General features: G+C 70.1%; 18 protein-coding genes. 10 read left to right on the forward strand and 8 right to left on the reverse strand.

The genetic code is table 11. The annotated features are described in order from the left end of the window. Positions 1-223 precede the first annotated feature (223 nt). From NA8_RS25785 to NA8_RS25795, 3 genes are read left to right on the forward strand one after another with little or no spacing between them, the layout of a single operon-like run. Entirely contained in the window at positions 224-631 is a 408-nt protein-coding gene (locus NA8_RS25785) for a hypothetical protein (RefSeq protein WP_245664007.1), read from the forward strand. Between the two features lie 6 nt (positions 632-637). Further along, positions 638-1,171 carry a WKL family lipoprotein gene (locus tag NA8_RS25790; RefSeq protein ID WP_063052947.1) on the forward strand — a complete coding sequence of 178 codons (534 nt, stop codon included), beginning with the start codon at positions 638-640 and terminating at the stop codon, positions 1,169-1,171. Between the two features lie 16 nt (positions 1,172-1,187). After that, positions 1,188-3,281 (forward strand): MMPL family transporter, encoded by a 2,094-nt coding sequence (locus NA8_RS25795; RefSeq protein WP_063052948.1) that lies wholly within the window; start codon positions 1,188-1,190, stop codon positions 3,279-3,281. Between the two features lie 129 nt (positions 3,282-3,410). Here the strand turns inward: NA8_RS25795 and NA8_RS25800 are convergent, their stop codons facing one another. The 6 genes from NA8_RS25800 to NA8_RS25825 all read right to left on the reverse strand — a co-directional run bounded on the left by NA8_RS25800 (position 3,411) and on the right by NA8_RS25825 (position 9,847). Next, a complete protein-coding gene (locus tag NA8_RS25800) occupies positions 3,411-3,995 on the reverse strand; it encodes an isochorismatase family protein (protein WP_063052949.1) in 585 nt (194 codons plus the stop codon). A 100-nt stretch (positions 3,996-4,095) separates the two neighbouring features. Next, positions 4,096-5,376: an MFS transporter gene (locus tag NA8_RS25805; RefSeq protein WP_063052999.1), complete on the reverse strand. Its 1,281-nt coding sequence runs from the start codon at positions 5,374-5,376 to the stop codon at positions 4,096-4,098. Positions 5,377-5,799: 423 nt separating this feature from the next. Continuing rightward, complete coding sequence (locus tag NA8_RS25810) at positions 5,800-6,684, reverse strand: heme ABC transporter ATP-binding protein (RefSeq protein WP_084467086.1); 885 nt, start codon at positions 6,682-6,684, stop codon at positions 5,800-5,802. Positions 6,685-6,724: 40 nt separating this feature from the next. Further along, a complete protein-coding gene (locus NA8_RS25815; RefSeq protein WP_063052951.1) occupies positions 6,725-7,819 on the reverse strand; it encodes a FecCD family ABC transporter permease in 1,095 nt (364 codons plus the stop codon). Then, positions 7,816-8,874, reverse strand: a complete 1,059-nt coding sequence (locus tag NA8_RS25820) for a heme/hemin ABC transporter substrate-binding protein (protein WP_063052952.1) — start codon at positions 8,872-8,874, stop codon at positions 7,816-7,818. The genes NA8_RS25815 and NA8_RS25820 overlap by 4 nt, the downstream gene beginning before the upstream one ends. A 10-nt stretch (positions 8,875-8,884) precedes the next feature. Continuing rightward, positions 8,885-9,847, reverse strand: a complete 963-nt coding sequence (locus NA8_RS25825; RefSeq protein WP_062970540.1) for an aldo/keto reductase — start codon at positions 9,845-9,847, stop codon at positions 8,885-8,887. 279 nt (positions 9,848-10,126) lie between these two features. Between NA8_RS25825 and NA8_RS25830 the strand changes: the two genes are divergently transcribed. The 7 genes from NA8_RS25830 to NA8_RS25860 all read left to right on the forward strand — a co-directional run bounded on the left by NA8_RS25830 (position 10,127) and on the right by NA8_RS25860 (position 16,303). Further along, a complete protein-coding gene (locus NA8_RS25830; RefSeq protein ID WP_063052953.1) occupies positions 10,127-11,056 on the forward strand; it encodes an undecaprenyl-diphosphate phosphatase in 930 nt (309 codons plus the stop codon). Positions 11,057-11,072: 16 nt separating this feature from the next. Further along, a complete protein-coding gene (locus tag NA8_RS25835) occupies positions 11,073-11,831 on the forward strand; it encodes a histidine phosphatase family protein (protein ID WP_063052954.1) in 759 nt (252 codons plus the stop codon). 73 nt (positions 11,832-11,904) lie between these two features. Further along, positions 11,905-12,489: a DUF3090 domain-containing protein gene (locus tag NA8_RS25840; protein WP_039798216.1), complete on the forward strand. Its 585-nt coding sequence runs from the start codon at positions 11,905-11,907 to the stop codon at positions 12,487-12,489. Positions 12,490-12,493: 4 nt separating this feature from the next. Next, entirely contained in the window at positions 12,494-13,303 is an 810-nt protein-coding gene (locus tag NA8_RS25845; RefSeq protein WP_063052955.1) for an SCO1664 family protein, read from the forward strand. A 75-nt stretch (positions 13,304-13,378) separates the two neighbouring features. Next, positions 13,379-13,801: a hypothetical protein gene (locus NA8_RS25850; RefSeq protein WP_063052956.1), complete on the forward strand. Its 423-nt coding sequence runs from the start codon at positions 13,379-13,381 to the stop codon at positions 13,799-13,801. Between the two features lie 137 nt (positions 13,802-13,938). After that, positions 13,939-15,177, forward strand: a complete 1,239-nt coding sequence (gene mshC, locus NA8_RS25855; RefSeq protein ID WP_063052957.1) for a cysteine--1-D-myo-inosityl 2-amino-2-deoxy-alpha-D-glucopyranoside ligase — start codon at positions 13,939-13,941, stop codon at positions 15,175-15,177. A 46-nt stretch (positions 15,178-15,223) separates the two neighbouring features. After that, positions 15,224-16,303, forward strand: a complete 1,080-nt coding sequence (locus NA8_RS25860) for an MBL fold metallo-hydrolase (RefSeq protein ID WP_084467087.1) — start codon at positions 15,224-15,226, stop codon at positions 16,301-16,303. A 192-nt stretch (positions 16,304-16,495) separates the two neighbouring features. Here NA8_RS25860 and NA8_RS25865 read toward each other — a convergent pair whose 3' ends face one another. Together NA8_RS25865 and NA8_RS25870 are read right to left on the reverse strand one after the other, a co-directional pair. Then, positions 16,496-17,146, reverse strand: coding sequence for an enoyl-CoA hydratase-related protein (locus tag NA8_RS25865; RefSeq protein WP_063052958.1), 651 nt, complete (start codon positions 17,144-17,146; stop codon positions 16,496-16,498). A gap of 34 nt (positions 17,147-17,180) precedes the next feature. Continuing rightward, complete coding sequence (locus NA8_RS25870; protein ID WP_063052959.1) at positions 17,181-17,783, reverse strand: TetR family transcriptional regulator; 603 nt, start codon at positions 17,781-17,783, stop codon at positions 17,181-17,183. Positions 17,784-17,983 lie beyond the last annotated feature (200 nt).

Below are 17,983 nucleotides of genomic sequence, written 5' to 3' on the forward strand. Positions count from 1 at the left end.
CCGGCTCCCTGGTCGGCAGGTCGGGACCGCCGGGGCCGGAAGAGCATCCGGCCGACAGCACCAGCACCGCCGCACCCGCGAATGCCGAGACGAGCAAGGCGCGAGGGCGCATCCACCGAACTCCTTCTACCGACCGACTACCGACGAATCTTCCGCAACCTCACCATCTGACCATGATGACGCAACCGCCCGACCGACCGGGTTCGCCTCGAGCGGAATGTCGGTGACCAGGGTTACGGTGGAGACCCCACCGTCCGATATAGGGAGAACCGGGTTGAAAGCCGACCATTCGTCGGGATTTGCCATCGACGACCTCACCGTCGGCGCGTACGCGCACGGCTTCGGCACCACCGCCGACGGCCACCCCTTCGCGTTCCGCACCATCCGCGCCACCTTGACACTGGAGATCTACCGCCGCGACCTCGGCGACGCCGTCCCCGGCCCGGAGGACGTACTCACGGTCGCCGAAGCCACGGTCACCGACATCGACCTCGACGACGAACGCAGTGTCGCCGCCTTGGTGCGGGATATGATCCCCGACGCCGCGACGATCGCCGCCGCCGCGGAACGGGACGTCACGACCGTGCGTGCCCTATTGGGACGGCTCAGCTCCGTCATCGAAGGTATGTAGGAAGTGATGACCCACACACGACTCGCCCGCACCGCGCTCACCGCCGCGGGCCTGCTGCTGGCGGTGGCCGCCGCCGCGTGCGACAGCGGAGCCGACGAGGCCGCGGTCGACGCCGCGCGCTCCTCGGCCAACGCCTCGCTGTCGTCCTCGATCGCCGTCTCCTCCAGCGCCGCCCACCCGCCGCTGCCGACGGCCGCCGACCTGGACGCCCAGATCAAGCGGGCGCTGGACCCGGCGCTACCCGACAGCGAACGCACCGCGCTCATCGAGGACGGGGAATCCTTCCGCCAAGCCATCCCCGACATGTACAAGGCGCTGCAGGACAACCCGCGCGCCGTCTACGGCGTGACCGACCCGGTGTTCGACAACCACGACGGCACCCTGACCGCCACCATGCGCTTGGACAAGGACGGCACCGGCGCCGCGGTCCGCACCACCGTCGTGCACTTCGTGCTCGTCGACGGCAAGTGGAAGATCTCGCGCACCGACCTGTGCGGCATCCTGCGCTCGGCCGACTACCGCACCCCGGCCTGCGGCTGAGCGGGCCCACCACGCGATGCGCCGTTCCGGATCACTGCGGTGGGGGCGGTTCGTCCACCGCAACCGATTCCTCGTCCTTGCCTTCTTCGTGCTGTTCGTCCTGGTCTCCGGCTGGTACGGCCGTGACCTGGCCGGGCGGCTGACCCAGGAGGGCTGGTTCGACGAGAGCAGCGAATCGGTGGCCGCGGCCGAACTGGCCGACCGCACCTTCGGCCGCGACACCGACAGCGACCTGATCCTGCTCTACACCGCACCCGAGGGCGCCACCGTCGACGACCCAGCGGTGCGTGGACCGGTCACCGCGCAGCTGGCCGGACTGCTGGGCGCCTATCCCGACCGCATCCAGAAGATCGACAGCTACTGGGACAGCCCGTTCTCCGCCCAGGCCACCGACGCCACCCACACCCATGCCTTCGCCAGCGTCGGATTACGCGGCTCGGGCACCGCGACGGTCGAGAACTACCTGGCGATCAAGGACCATCTCGGCGCCGGACGCGCCGGCGGCGGCCCCGGCGGCACGACCGTGCAACTGGCGGGATTGCAGCCGATCGTCGAAGGCATCAACACCGGAATGCAACGCGACATCAGGCGCGCGGAGATGATCGCCCTGCCGCTGGTGGCGATCCTGCTGTATTTCGTGTTCGGCGGCGTGATCGGGGCACTGCTGCCGGTGCTCATCGGCGGCATGACGATCCTGGGCACCCAGGGCGGACTGCGTGCACTGACCGACCACATCCAGGTCAACGTCTTCGCCAGCGCCGTGCTGACCCTGGTCAGCCTGGGCCTGGCGATCGACTACGGCCTGTTCACCGTCACCCGCTTCCGCGAGGAACTCGCCGCGGGCCACACCGTCGAAGAGGCCACCGCCCGCACCGTCGCCACCGCAGGACGCACCGTGCTGTTCTCGGCGGCGATCATCGCCCTCAGCCTCGGCGCGCTGTTCATCTTCCCCAACGGGGTGCTGCGCTCGGTGCCGCTGGGCGGCATCAGCTCGGTCCTGCTCGCGGCACTGCTGTCGGTGACCGCGTTGCCCGCCGCGCTGAGCATCGCCGGACACCGCATCGACTTCCTGGGCTGGAAACGCTTCTCCCGCAGCAGGACCGAAGCGCAGATCGACGCCGGATTCTTCTCCCGCCTGGCACTGTGGGCGATGCGCCGCCCCCTGGCGGTGGCCGTGCCGATCGTGCTCACCCTGCTGGCGCTGAGCATCCCGATGCGCCACATCGAATTCGGCGGACTCAGCGAACGGTATCTGGCCGACGACAACCCGGCGCGGGTCGCGCAGGAACGTTTCGACGTCCTGTTTCCCGGTTTCCGCACCGAACCGCTGAAACTGGTGGTGGTCGGCGCCGACGCGCGGCAGCTGAGCGACATCCGCTATAGCGCCAACCAGATCCCCGGCCTGACCGGACGCTTCGAGCCCGCCGCACCCACCACCGACGGCATCAACGTCCTGGCCGCCGGACTGATCGACAAACGCGACGCCGACAGCGTGATCACCGCGCTGCGCGCCATCCCCGAACCACCGGGGGTGGCGGTGATGGTCGCCGGTGTGCCCGCGCTGGAACGCGACAGCATCAACGGACTGCTCGACGGCCTGCCCCTGCTGCTGGCCCTGCTGGTCTCCGCGGCGCTGGCGCTGATGTACGCGGCGTTCCGCTCGCTGGTGCTCGCGCTGAAGGCGGTGGCGATGAGCGCACTCAGCCTTGTGTCCACTCTCGGTGTGCTGACCTGGGTATTCGTCGAGGGCCACGGGGCGGGGATCTTCCACTTCACGCCCGGACCGTTGATGTTCGCGGTACTGGCGCTGATCGTGACAGTGGTGTTCGGGCTGTCCACCGACTACGAGGTGTTTCTGCTGTCGCGGGTCTCGGAGGCACGCATCGGCGGCGCGGATGCCCCCGAGGCCATCCGCTACGGCATCGCCCACACCGGCGGCGTGATCACCTCTGCCGCCGCCATCCTCATCGTGGTCACCGGCGCGTTCGGGTTCTCGGACCTGGTGCTGATGAAATACATTGCCTACGGCATGATCGCGGCGCTGATCCTGGACGCCACCGTCATCCGCATGCTGCTGACACCCGCGGTGCTCAAACTCATCTGGCGATAACGCCCGTCCGGCCGGGCGGCCGGCGGCGCAGAGCCCGGCTACGCGTGCTTCCGGGCACTCGAGGCCGATCTGCGGGCGCCGCAACGTGCGGTGGGTCCGTGCGGCCGACCGCGGTGGCGGGCCCGGGTGTCAGTTGCAGGTCTTGGCGAGCATTTCGACGATCTCGGCGGTGGAGCCGGTCTCGCCGAGGAGTGGGAAGATCCGTTCGACGCTGTTGCGGTGCGCCTCGATATCCAGGTCGGCCATGGCGTCGGTGGCGAGCGTGATGTGGTAGCCGTGTTCGTAGGCTGCGCGGGCGGTCGATTCCACGCCGATGCTGGTGGTGAGCCCGGCCAGCACGATCTGTGTGACGCCGCGGCGGCGTAGTTGCAGGTCGAGGTCGGTGCCGTAGAAGGCACCCCAGGTGCGTTTGGTCACTGTGATGTCGTCCGGGTGGCCGGCGAGGTCATCGACGATGACGTCCCAGCCCTCGGGCAGGGACCCGGGCAGGCTCGGGGTTTCGTTGCGTCCTGGAGCGGCATCCGATCCGTCCGCACGGGCTGTGACCCGCACGAGGATGACCGGGGCGCGGTGTTCGTGGAAGGCGCGGGCCAGCTCGACCGCCCGGGCCAGTACCTCGGGGCCGGTGTGGGGGACCGTGGGAGCGTTGATGATGGCGTTTTGCAGGTCGATGATGACCAGCGCGCTGGAGGAGTCGAGTGCGGTGACAGTCATGAAGTGTGCCTTTTCTGCATGGGCGGCTGCGCCGCGGGCGTCTGGCGTGTGGCTCGGGCCTGTTGTTGCGTGGCTGCGTCTGAAAGTCTTGGCGGCCACTTCACTTGGCTTCATGCGAAACGCCTGCTGCCTGTGGCCGGGGATGGGTTGTTGCCACCGCGAGCTCGGGTGTGAGGAGAGAGTCTTCGCGGCGGGGTAGCAGCAGCGGGCTGGCGAGGATCAGCAGTCCTGCGATCGTGACAGCCGTGCGCGGGCTGGTGGCGTCGGCGAGCAGTCCGCCGAGCGCGCTGAGGATGGCGATGGCGGCGCTGCTGCCGATCGACCAGGCCGACAGGGTGCGGGCGATGCGGTCGTCGGGTGTGTGCTCGAGTCGATAGGTGGCCAGTACCGGGTTGTACAGGCTCATACTGATGATGATCGCGAGTTCGATAGCGATCACCGTCGCGAGGCCGGCTATGCCGGGCTGGACGAACGCGAGGCCGATCAGCCAGACTGCGCGCAGCGTACCGACGGTACGCAGGACCCGGTGTTGGCCGTACCGCGCCACCACACGGCCGGCGAGGCGTGAGCCGATGAGTCCGCCGAGGCAGGGGGCGGCGAAGGCGAGGCCGTACTGCCAGGGCGGGAATCCGAGCTGGCGCAGCAGTAGCACCGCCAACAGCGGCTCGGTGGCCATGATCAGTCCGTTGACGAGCAGCTGGTTGAGGTAGAGCGCCCGGAGCCCGGGATGAGCCAGCAGGTGCCGCCAGCCGTCGAGCAACTCACTTGTCCGGACTCGGTGTTTGACGGTTCGCTGCGGGTGTTCCTCTCGTCCGCGAATCGCCGTGACACCCAAAGCGGAGAGCAGGTAGCTGACCGCGTCGGCCACCACGGTGGTGACCGGCCCGAACAGGCCGATCGCCGCCCCGCCCAGTGGCGGCCCGACAGCGATGGAACTCCAGTTCGTGGACTCGAACCGCGCGTTGGCCACGAGCAGATCCCCCGGCCGCACGAGTGCCTTCAGGTAGGCGCCGCTCGCCGCATTGAAGGCGATCTTGGCCGCGGCGACCACGGCTGAGACGACCACCAACTGGACGAAACCGATCCGGCCGAAGGCGTAAGCCAGCGGGATCGTTGCCATGACCGCGAACCGGGCCAGGTCCATCGTGATCATCACCGGTCGCTTACGGCGGAACTCCACCCACGGCCCGAGCGGCAGCGCGATCAGCGCACCCACTGCCGGACCCACCGCTGACAGCACGGAGACCTGCAAGGGGCTGGCGTGCAACACCAGCACGGCGATCAGCGGTAGTGCGCCGAACCCCAGCCCGGAGCCGTAGGCGCTGACTGCGTAGGACGCCCACAACCATCCGAACTGCCGACCCAGGGATCGTCTGGCCACCAAATCGCGTACCTCCCGCTTCAAGAACTCGCTGTTGACAGCAGCGATCAAAGCAAGGTCGAGAAGCCGGATCAAACAACCGGCCGGCGGCGATCCACAACCGTGTGTTGTGTGAAAAGGATTCTGCCGCATGGATTTCGACGCCGCGCGGCCCTGGATCGGCGCTGCGGACGCCGGCCGGTCCCGAGAAGCTGCTACGACGCGGGCGTTCACTGCGGTAGGCCAACCCGCACCTGCACTCTCACCAGCGAGGACGCCGCATTCGCTGTGTTCGGCGCGCACAGCCGGTCCCCGACTGAGCAGGTCGGCCGACGTGGTTACCGGCCATGCGGCTCGATCCGAGCACCGGCCATCCGGCGCCGGCCACGCCGCCGTGTGCGCAGCGACGACCACACGCCGCGCCGACCGGCCGATCTCCGCGGGTCAGCGGCGAACGGGAAGCACCAGTTGCGCACCCGTCACCGGGTGGTCGAGAACTTCCACCGGATGCTGGTAGACGCGCGTGAGCAGTTCGGTGGTGAGCACCACCCGCGGCGGTCCGTCCGCGGCGATGCGACCGGCGTCCAGCACCGCGACCCGATCGGCGTAGGCGGCCGCGATACCCAGGTCGTGCAGGACGACGACCACCGCCGCGCCGTCGGCGGCGCGGGCGGCGGCCAAACGCAGCACGGCCTCCTGATGGCCGAGGTCCAAAGCGGCGGTCGGCTCGTCCAAAAGCAGGGTGGCGGTGTCCTGCGCCAGCACGCGGGCCAGCGCGACCCGGGCGCGTTCACCGCCGGACAGGGTCGGAAACGAGCGGGTGGCGAGGTGTTCGACGTCGGTGGCGGCCATCGCGGCCGCGATCTGCTCCTCGTCGAGTTCCCGGCGCTCGGTGCGCACCCAGGGCGCGCGGCCCATCGCCACCACTTCGCGCGCGGTGAAGGGGAAACCGACGGTGTGGGTCTGCGGCAACACCGCCCGCCGCCGGGCCATGTCCAAGGGCGTCCAGTGCGCCAACGGTCGCCCGTCGAGTTCCACCGCTCCCGCGCCGGGCGCCAATTCGCCCGCCAGCGCCGCCAGCAACGTCGACTTACCCGCACCGTTGGGCCCCACCAAAGCCACGACCTGTCCCGCGACCACTTCGAAGTCGATGCCGTCGAGCACCCGACGCGCCTGCCCGCCGCTGCGCCGGTCCACACTCACCCCCGCCGCCCGCACCGTCACATCCCCCCGCTGCGGCCACCCCGGCAACTCATGCACCGTCCGCAACAAACTCACCCCACACCTCCAGGCCGCGAGTAACACACCGTCGAGCAGGCTTCTCGGCATTCACCGCATCCAAGTGCCACGCGAGGAACGGCACGCGGGCTCATGCCCAGCCTCCGGAGCGGGCCCGGGTGCGGCGCAGCAGCCAGAAGAAGACGGGACCGCCGATCAGGGAGGTGAGCATGCCCAAGGGCAGGTCGGCGTTGTCGACCAGGGAGCGGGCGGTGACGTCGGCGGCCAGCAGCACCACCGCGCCGACGACGGCGCTAAGGGGGATCAGCACCCGGTGGGCGGGCCCGACCAGCATCCGCACCAGGTGCGGGACGATCAACCCGACGAACAGGATGATGCCGGTGAACGCGACCCCGGCGGTGGCCAGCACCGCCACCACCACGATCACATTGCGCCGCAAACGCTCCACGTCGACACCCAGGTGACGGGCCGCCGACTCCCCGAGCGCCAGCAGATCCAGCCTCGGCGCCAGCAGTACCGCGGCGGCGACACCGACCGCGGTCAACGGCGCCACCACACCCACCGACTCCCACGTGGCCCCATTCAGCGAGCCCAGCTGCCAGAACACGATCTGATCGCGGGCGGCGGGGGAGGCCACGAACAGCAGCAGCGCGATCAACCCGCCCGCGAACGCGTTGATCGCGACACCGGTGAGCACCAGCGTCACGACCTCGGTGCGCCCACCCGAGCGTGCCAGCAGATACACCAGCGACGTGGTCGCCAGCCCCGCGACGAACGCCGCCGCGGCCACCGACCAGGCCGCCACGAACGCCCCGCCCACCACGATGACCGTGCCCGCGCCGACCGCCGCCCCCGCCGACACCCCGATCACCCCCGGCTCGGCCAAAGGGTTGGCGAACACACCCTGCAACAACGCACCCGCTGTCGCCAGCGCCGCCCCGACCAGCATCGCCAGCACCACCCGCGGGAACCGCACCTGCCACAGCGTCACCTCGCCCGAGGGATGCGCGGGCATCGGCCCGATGTCCCACCCGATCCGGTGCAGCACACTGCCCGCCACCTCCCCGGGCGTCGTCGGCACCTGCCCGATCGCCGCCGACGCCAACGCCAACGCCACCAACCCGGCCACCGCGACCGCGAACATCAGCACCACCCGCGAACGGCTACGCGACTTCGGCACCGGCGTCACCGACGGCCGCGCCGCTTCGGTCCGCGAAACACTCATGCGGGCCCGGTGCCGTACACCGCCGCGCTCAGCGCCGCGATCACCCGGCCGGTGTTGGGGCCGAAACTCAACAGCACCGCATCGGACATGTCCACCACACGCCGATCGCGGCCGGCCGGGGTCTGCGCGATACCGGGCACCTTCTGCAACCCCTCCACACCACCGACGGACTTCAACCCGTCCGACATCACCAACAGGACATCCGGCGCCGCACCGATCATCGCCTCACTGGTGATCGCGGTGAACGGCTCGGTCAATCCGGCGACCGCGCCCGCGTCACGCGCGCCCAGCGCCGCGATCAACGCATCCGCTCCCGACCCCGGACCGGCGAGCATCGTGATCGCGCTCGACCGCAGATACAGGAACGCGATGGTCAACCGAGGATCCTGCGCGGGCACCGCGGCGCTGGCGGCGGCGATCTCGTCGCGGGTGCGCCGCGCCAGCGCCTGCCCCCGCTCCGGCACACCCAACGCGGCCGCGACCGCCTCGATCTGCGGCCCCACCCCGTCCATGGTGCGCTCCGGGTCGAAATAGACCACCGTGACACCGGCCGCACGCAACTGCTCGCGCACCGCGGGCGCGGCGCTGGTGGTGTCGGTCAAGAACACCGACGGCCGCATCGCCAGCACCGACTCCACATTCAGCGACCCGTTGCCCCCGGCCACGTTCGGCACATCCCGCACCGCCGGAAACGCCGCCGACGTGCTGCGCCCCACCAGCTTGGGCCCCAACCCCAGCGCGTACACGATCTGGGCGAGGGTGCCGTAACGGTCCACGGCGATGATGCGGGAGGCATCGGCGACGGTCACCTCGGCGCCGTCGAACGACCGCACGGTCACCGGCAGCGCGGGCGCGGGCTCCGGCCCGATCGGCACCGGATCCAGATCGCTCAGCGTCGCCGTCGTCGGCCCGTGCCCGCCGTGCGAGGAACCGGCGTCCGTGGCACACGCGACCGACCCGGCCAGCAGGCTCGCCGCGAACAAGGTCGCGAGCCCACGCCACCACCCGGTTCGGACTCGGTTCCCACGCCCACCCCCGGTCGCTGCAGTGCTCATGCAGGCAAGGCTAATCCGCGGCGCGCGCACTGACGTCGTCGAGGGCCGCGGCGATCGCCCGCGGCAGCTCCAGGGTCTCGGCGGCCAGCACGCCGGTGAGCTGCCCGATATCGCGAGCGCCGACGATCATGCTCGCGATGCCGGGCCGATCCCGGATCCAGGCCAGCGCCACCGCCAGCGGCGAGGTACCCAGCCCGTCCGCGGCGGTCACCAGCGCATCCACCACCCGGGTGGCGCGCTCGTCGAGACCACTGCGGATCTCCGCCGCGGTCGCCTCATCGGCGCCCCGGGAATCGGCGGGAACACCGTCGCGATACTTGCCGGTCAAGATGCCGCCCGCCAACGGCGCCGAGGCGATGACCCCGACCCCGTGGAACCGCGCCGCCGGCACCACATCGGCTTCGGCACCCCGCGCCAGCAGCGAATACGGCGTCTGCGCCGCGGTCACCGGCGCCACCGCGGCCAGGCTGGCCAGCTGCCAGGCCCCGAACCCGCGCACCCCCGCATACCGCACCCGGCCCGAGCGCACCGCCTGCTCCAGCGTCGAGGCCACCTCCTCGAGCGGCGTGCGCGGATCCCACACCGCCACATTCCAGATGTCGAGGTGGTCGGTGCCCAACTCCAACAGCGTGCGATCCAATTGACGCAGCAACGCCCGCCGCGAGGTATCCACCGTGACCTGCGCGGGCACCGGCACCCCCGCCGGGGGAAACCCCCACGGCGCGGTCCCCGCGCACCCGCTGAGTACCAGCTCGTCCCGCGAGACCAGATCACCCAACAGTTCGGCCAGGATGCGCTGCGCGGCCCCGCCCGCATAGGCGGGGGAGGTGTCCACCAGCGTGCCGCCCGCCTCCACGAACGCCACCAACTGTCCCGCGGCGTCCTCGGCGTCGGTGTGCGAACCCCAGGTATGGGTCGCCAGGCCCATCCGCGACACCCGCAGGCCGCTACGGCCCACCGTCCGCTGTTCCATCACCGTGTCCGCGCATTCGTCACGGCGCCAAGCCTAGAGTGTGGATACGCGACCGGGCGTCCACCAGCACAGTGGGTCGCGCTTCGGTGCGCGGGGAAACCGCCGCCCTCGCGGTGGCGGCAGCCCGACAGCCGGGCACGCCGTCGCGTCCTCGACACTGTACTGTCGCTGCGAGATTGGGGCGGTAGTCACGGACAAGCGACCGACCGCTGCATCAATGCCCAGGTAGGGACGCGTATTTCGGGCGGAAGTGGAGGATGGTTCGTGGTTGGCGAGTCGATGACCTGGGTGCAGGCCTTGGTGCTGGGTCTGGTGCAGGGACTGACGGAGTTTCTGCCGGTTTCCTCCTCTGCGCATCTGCGCATCGTGTCGACGGTCTTCTTCGGCGACGACGCGGGCGCCTCGTTCACCGCGGTCACCCAGCTGGGCACCGAGGCCGCGGTGCTGGTGTTCTTCGCCAAGGACATCTGGCGGATCGTGTTGGCCTGGTTCGCGGGCCTGCGCGAGCGGGTGGGCCCGCGCGATCGCCGGGAACTGCCGCTGCACGATCAGCCCACCACGAAGCTTCCCGTCCTCACCGCCGAGCACAGGCGCGTTCTCGACGAGCAGGCCCAGCGCGAACTCGACTATCGAATCGGCTGGTATGTGATCATCGCCACCATTCCCATCGGGGTGCTGGGGTTCTTGTTCAAAGACGAGATCCGCACCGGCGCCCGCAATCTGTGGCTGGTGTCGTTCATGCTGATCTTCTTCGCCCTGGTCATCGCCGCCGGTGAGCACTTCGGCCGCAAGGAACGCTCGATCGAGCAACTGACCACCCGCGACGGTTTGGCCATGGGTTTCGCGCAATGCCTGGCGTTGATCCCCGGTGTCTCGCGTTCGGGAGCGACCTCGACCGCGGGCCTGTTCCTGGGCTTGGAGCGCGAAGCGGCCGTGCGGTTTTCGTTCCTGCTGGCCATCCCCGCCGTGACCGCCTCGGGCCTGTTCAGCCTGCCGGACGCGTTCGAACCCGCTGGTGAGGGCCTCAACGCCAGTGGGCCGCAACTGCTGGTGGCCACCGTGCTGGCGTTCGTGGTCGGCTACGCGTCGGTGGCGTGGCTGTTGCGTTTCGTGGCACGGCATTCGCTGTACTGGTTCGTCGGCTACCGCGTCGTGCTGGGCGCGATCATCATGGGCCTGCTGGCGGGCGGGGTGGTCTCGGCGACATGATCGCTAGGCTGGCCGCATGACGGTGATCCTGTTGCGCCACGGTGTGTCGACCTCCAACAGCGCCCGCACCCTGGCCGGTCGCAGCACCGGCGTCGAGCTCACCGAGCGCGGCGAGGAGCAGGCGAGGGCCGTGGCCGAACGCCTCGCCGGGCTGCCGATCGAACGCATCGTGCACTCCCCGCTGCTGCGCTGTCAGCGCACGATCGCACCGCTGGCGGAAAAGTTCGGGCTGGAACCGGTATTCGACGACCGGCTGCTCGAGGTGGACTACGGCGAGTGGACCGGCCGCCCCATCGCCGAACTGCTGGAAGAACCGCTGTGGAAAGTCGTGCAGCGCCATGCCTCCGGCGCGGTATTCCCCAGCGGGGAGGGTCTGGCACAGGTGCAGGCGCGCGCGGTCGCCGCGATCCGCGACCACGACCGCGCCCTGGCCGAGCAGCACGGCCGCGACGCGCTGTGGGTGGCGTGCACGCACGGGGACGTGATCAAGTCGGTCCTCGCCGACGCGCTGGGCATTCACCTCGACGGCTTCCAGCGCATCGTCGTGGAGCCCGCCTCGATCAGCGTCGTGCGCTACACCCCGACCGCGCCCTACGTATGGCGGCTCAACGACACCGGCGCCGACCTGTCCGCGCTCGCCGCTGCCGGCGCACAACGCCCGGCAGCGACCTCGGCAGCGCCCGGACCGGAGAGCTCCGGGCCAGTCCCCGGTGGCGAGCTCGGCAATACCGGCAGTGCGGATAATGGGAATGCGGAGCGTCGAGATTCCTTGTAAACAACCGAGCGGTCGTTGTATGGAATCCCCGCACCGCGGGTAGTCGATCAGGGTCACGTATCAGGAGGTGCATGTGTCACGCGCAATCCATGTATTCCGCACCCCCGATCGTTTCGTCGCCGGGACCGTCGGTGAGCCGGGCGATCGCGCGTTCTATCTGCAGGCGGTGCAGGAGCCGCGCGTGGTCAGCGTGCTGCTGGAAAAGCAGCAGGTCAAGGTGCTCGCCGACCGGATGGGTCTGCTGCTGGACGAGGTGGCGCGCCGCTTCGGCGCGGAAGTGCCCCCGCAGGCCGAGGACGTCAGCGACAACGCGCCCCTGGTCACCCCGATCGACGCCGAGTTCCGCGTCGGCACCATGGGCCTGGGCTGGGACGCCGACGCCGGGGCTGTGGTGGTGGAACTGCTGGCGATCACCGAGACCGAGGTCGACGAGTCGGTGGTGCTCGACGACACCGAAGAGGGCCCCGACGCGGTGCGGGTGTTCCTCACCCCGATCCAGGCCCGCGAATTCGCGTTGCGCTCCACCCGGGTGATCGCGGCGGGCCGCCCGCCGTGCCCGCTGTGCGGCGAGCCGCTCTCGGCACGCGGACACATGTGCGTGCGCACCAACGGCTACAAGCGCGGTGACATCTTCGGCGCGGCCGAACTGGAGGAGTGATTCGGTGGCCGAGACCGGGGACGGATTCCACAGCGGCGAACTGACGGTGATCGGGCGGATCAGCACCGCCAGCAACGTGACACTGGTCTGCGACGTGAACGACACCGCCATCGACGGCGCGCCGCTGCGGGTGGTCTACAAACCGATCCGCGGCGAACGGCCCCTGTGGGACTTCCCCGACGGCACCCTGGCCGGGCGCGAGGTCGCCTCCTATCTGATCTCCGAGGCCGTCGGCTGGGGCGTGATCCCCGAAACCATTCTGCGCGAGGGCCCTTTCGGGATCGGCATGGTGCAACGCTGGGTCGTCGGCGCGGACAACCACACCGACCGCGGCGACCGCCTGGACCTGATCGACCTGTGCCCCGCGGGCGCGGTGCCGAACGGATTCCGCGAGGTGCTGCGCGCGGTGGACGACGCGGGCAACGAAGTGTCACTCATCCACGCCGACGATCCGCGACTCCAGCGCGTGGCGGTGCTCGACGTGCTGCTCAACAACGCCGACCGCAAGGGCGGGCACGCCCTGGAAGGGCTGGACGGGCAGGTCTACGGCGTCGACCACGGCATCTGCCTGCACGCCGAGTACAAACTGCGCACCGTGCTGTGGGGCTGGGCCGGTCAACCCGTCGGCGACGGCCTGATCGCGGACATCACCGCGTTCGCCAAGCAACTGCCCGGGGCGTTCGCCGACACCCTCAGCGCGCACCTCACCGACACCGAGATCGACGCGTTGATCGAGCGCACTCAGCAGTTGCTCGACGAACCGGTGATGCCGGTGCCGCGCACCTCGCGCCCCATCCCGTGGCCCGCCTTCTGAACCCGGCGCCGCGCAGGACGGTTTCCTGGCACAGTTGAAGCTTCGAACGCGCGGCGCCACGACGAGGAGGACGCGATGCCCCACTCCACTCCGGACCGGGCGGCACCGGCGGTGCGGATCGTCATCGGCGCACCGACCTACCGCGTCGCACTGCATTATGTGCACCTCTACGACAAGAAGCCGTATCCCGACACCGACCTGCACCTCTACGACAACGGCGTCTACTGGCTGAGCTCGGCGGGGGAGAACCACTTCGGCGTCTACGTCCTCACCGAAGGCTCGGTGGACTCCGGGCGCTTCACCATGCGGTTCATCTCTTTGCCTTCCGCGGACTGGGGCGATACGGTCGCCTATCACGAACTCGAGTTCGACGTCGCCCGCGGCGAATTCACCCAGCTCGCCCTCGCCGACACCGATCCCGACATCCCCGAACTGGACGGCACGTTCGCGATCACGCCCAACACGATCGCCGATCCCACCCGCCGCGCGGGCAGCTGATTCAGCGAAACCGAAATCATTGACATCCAACGATTTGCTGGAAGGCGCAGGTCGCGACGGGCGAGCACACCCGCCGGAGGGCCGTGGGCACCGGGCCGGGGACCGATGATCCCCACCACACCTTTACCCTCGTAAGCATGCAGTCCTGGTCCGATACCGCCCTCCCCACCGTCCCCGGAGCAGGACCGCCGTTGCGGTTGTACGACACCGCCGACCGTCAGGTGCGCCCGGTCGCCCCCGGCTCCACCGCGACGATGTACGTCTGCGGCATCACCCCCTACGACGCCACCCACCTCGGCCACGCCGCGACCTACCTGACCTTCGATCTGGTCAACCGTCTGTGGCGCGACGCCGGCCACGAAGTGCACTACGTGCAGAACGTCACCGACGTCGACGACCCGCTGTTCGAACGCGCCGCCCGCGACGGCGTGGACTGGCGCGAGCTGGGCGCCGCGGAGACCGATCTGTTCCGTGCGGACATGGCCGCGCTGCGGATCGTGCCGCCGCGCGACTACATCGGCGCCATCGAATCCGTCGACGAGGTCGTGGAATTCGTGCAGAAACTACTGGCCTCGGGCGCGGCCTACGTCGTCGACGACGCCGAATTCCCCGACGTCTACTTCCGCGCCGACGCCACCGAGCAGTTCGGCTACGAATCCGGCTACGACCGCCCCACCATGGAGCGGCTGTTCGCCGAACGCGGCGGCGACCCCGACCGCCCCGGCAAGCGCGACCCCATCGACGCGCTGCTGTGGCGCGCGGCGCGTCCGGGCGAGCCGTCCTGGCCCGCCCCATTCGGCCCGGGACGCCCCGGCTGGCACATCGAGTGTTCGGCGATCGCCTTGAACCGCATCGGCCCGGAATTCGACATCCAGGGCGGCGGCAGCGACCTGATCTACCCTCACCACGAATACTCCGCCGCGCACGCCGAGTCGCTCATCGCCGGCCGCCGCTTCGCCCGCCACTACGTGCACGCCGGCCTGATCGGGCTGGACGGGGAGAAGATGTCGAAGTCGCGCGGCAACCTCGTGCTGGTCTCGGCGCTGCGCCGCGACGGCGTCGACCCGGCGGCCATCCGCCTGGGGTTGCTGGCCGGGCATTACCGCCAGGACCGGATGTGGACCGACGCCCTGCTCGAGCAGGCGCAGCGGCGGCTGGAGCTGTGGCGCGACGCCGCCGCCCGCCCTGCGGGACCCTCGGCCGCCGACACCGTCGCCCGCGTGCGCCAGCACCTGGCCGACGACCTGGACACCCCCAAGGCGCTCGACGCGCTCGACAGCTGGGCCCGCCGAGCCCTCGACTACGGCGGCCAGGACACCGACGCCCCGGCGCTGATCGCCACCGCCGTCGACGCGCTACTCGGTATCCGCCTGTAGACCGATCCTCTTGCCCGCAGCCCCTCGCCCGTGATGGGGTAGCCGCGTGTGCAAGCTTCCCGGCGCGGGTCTGTTCGGTCCCGGCGGCAAATTGGCGACCCTGGCGGCCGGACGACTACGGCCTGTGGCCGACCCCGCCGATCCCCGCACGATCGCGGCGCGTACCCGGTTCTTCGGGGCCGACACCGTCGACCCCGCAACCGGCGCACCGCGCACCGACCGGGTCGTGCTGTCGTGGGCCGGCTGCACCACCTACGCGGTGGCCATCGGCGGTTCGGTATTCCTGCTCGATGCCTGGGTGCCGCGGCTGACCAGCACCGGATACGTCCCGGCCACCCCCCAGCAGTTGGCGGACCTGGCGCCTACGGCGATCTTCATCGGTCACGGGCACTTCGACCACGCGGGCGACGCCGGCCGCATCGCGCAGGCCACCGGGGCCACCGTGCACGGCACCGCCGAGCACTGCGCGAATATCGCCGCGCAGGTCAGCGACCCGACGTTCCCCACCGTCGCGCACGGTGACGCGGACACCCCGATCGGCACCCGGGAAGACTGCACCGTCGGCGCGGTCGAGGTCACCGTCGTCCGGCATCTGCACTCCGCACGCACCCCACCCGATCCCGTCGGCGGCTCACCACGGTTTTTCCCCCGCCCCGAACCGGGAATCGTGCGCACGCACCCGCCGACACTCGAAGGCCTGCTGCAAGGAGCGCCGCGGCTGCGTGACGCCGAGGGCGGGGTACTGCTGTACCAGTTCCGGGTACCGGGCTTGTGCCTGGTGTGGCACGACTCGACCGGGCCGCTCACCGAACGCGCACCACACGTGTTCGACGTCCTCGCCGCGCTACCGGCCACCGACGTGCAGATCGGCGCCGTACAGGGCTACAACCAGATCAGCAACGGCCTGCGCGATCCCCGCACCTACCTCGAGGCGCTGTCGCCGGGACTGTTCGTTCCGTCCCATCACGACAACTGGCTGCCCGGACTCACCGCGAGCGCGGCGACCTACGACGCGCCGCTGCGCGCGGAACTGGACAAGATCCCCGAGGCACGACGACCGGAACTGCGCGCATTACACGACCCCATTGACTACATCCGGCCCCAGCGGCTGACGTTCACGCTGTGACGGCGCCCGGCGGCGCCGATACCGCAATCGCCACTCCCGCAGAGGCGCCGTCGCGGTCAGGTTTCGGCCCGCGACGGCGCGGGCGCCGCTGCCCTGTCCGCGCCGATCGAACACCGCGTCGTTCCGGGTGCCGCATCCGGAAAAGTGTTGCCGCACCGTGTACTTCGGGTCGAGCAGCGGCGACGGGACCTTCTAGGCGGTCAATGCCGCGACGGCAGTGGCGTACATGGTGTTCTTGATCGCGCCGAGGGTGCCGGGATCTTTGCCGCCCAGCGGAGCGAGCAGGGCCGCGGCGGTGTCGGTGACCGCTCCTTCGGCGGCGGTGGCGTCGACGATGTCGAAGGCCGCGGCGTCGATGCCACCGAAGCGGCGGCCGGTGGTCATCGAGGCGACGGCGCTCTTCGGGGTGAGTTTGGCCTGGATGAGCGCGGCCATGCCCGGGGTGAAGCGGATGTGGATGTCGACTTCGGGAAAACAGAAGTAGCCGCGGTCGGCGCGCATGACCCGGTAGTCGTGGGCGATGGCCAGCATGGCACCCGCACCGAACGCGTGGCCGGGCAACGCGGCGGCGGTGGGCATGGGAAAGGTCAGTACGCGGGCCAGCAGCGCCTGCACCTGCTCGACGTACCACTCGGCGCGCTCGGCGTGAGCGCCGAGCCAGTCCAGATCCAGTCCGTTGGAGTAGAACTTGCCGCTCGCGGTGGTGACCAGGCCCTGGGCGCCGTCGGCCACAGCGGTGTCGAGGTGGGCGCCGACCTGGTCCAGGAAATCCGGGGAGAAACGGTTTTCGTCGCCGCCCAGATCCAGAACGGCAATCTTGTCGTGGTAGTCGAGTGTGGGCATGGTGTTCCTTCCATTCGAGGATCGGTGGCGGGGGTCACAGCGGCGGCGGGCCGACGGCGAGCACGGCGCGCACGGCGCCGCGCAGGTACTCCCGCGCGCGCGGATCCGCCAGCCGGTCACGGCGCAACAGCACGGCGGTGGGCAGATCGACCAGGCACAACGTCATGACGTCGACGGCGTGGCGATCGCCGCGCTGCCACAGCCGGCGCGACAGCCGCACCAGCAGCTCGACCAGTACCGCGTCGGTGGCCGCGAGGTCGGCGGCGACGCTGTCGGGCACCTCGCCCAGCAGTTCCTCGCGCCGCACGGCCAGCAGCAACCGCGAGGAGTCCGGGTGGCGCTCGGCGAAGACGGCGGGCGCCTCGGCGGCCGCGACCACGGCCTCCACGTCGTCGCGCCGGTCGAGCGCCGCGGTGACCAGGGCGGTCTGCAGGTCGAGGAAGCGGCGCGCGGCGCGCAACCAGGTGCGGCCGAGCAACTCCGCGCGGGATCCGAAGGTGTGGTAGATCGCGCCGTTGGAGATGCCGGTGGCGGCGGCGACCGCGCGTGTGGTGACCGCGGCGGGGCCGGAGCGAACGGCCAGTGATTCCGCGGCGTCGAGCACGGTATCGGGGTCGTGCGTCCGGGGGCGGGGCATGCCGACACAATAACAGAGCAGATGCTCTGTTATCGAGCGCGCGCCGTCCGCGGACGCATCATGTTCGGGCGCTAGGTATTTCAGCAGGTAACAGGTACCGAAGAGTCTTCTCGGGATACGCAACGGTACTTCCCGGGCTCGGTCCGGCCGACGCTACGATGCGGTACTGTTCGGTCCCTCCCCCTGACCGAACGAAGAGA

It is taken from the genome of Nocardia arthritidis NBRC 100137 (assembly GCF_001612765.1).
GTDB classification, from domain to species: Bacteria; Actinomycetota; Actinomycetes; order Mycobacteriales; family Mycobacteriaceae; genus Nocardia; species Nocardia arthritidis.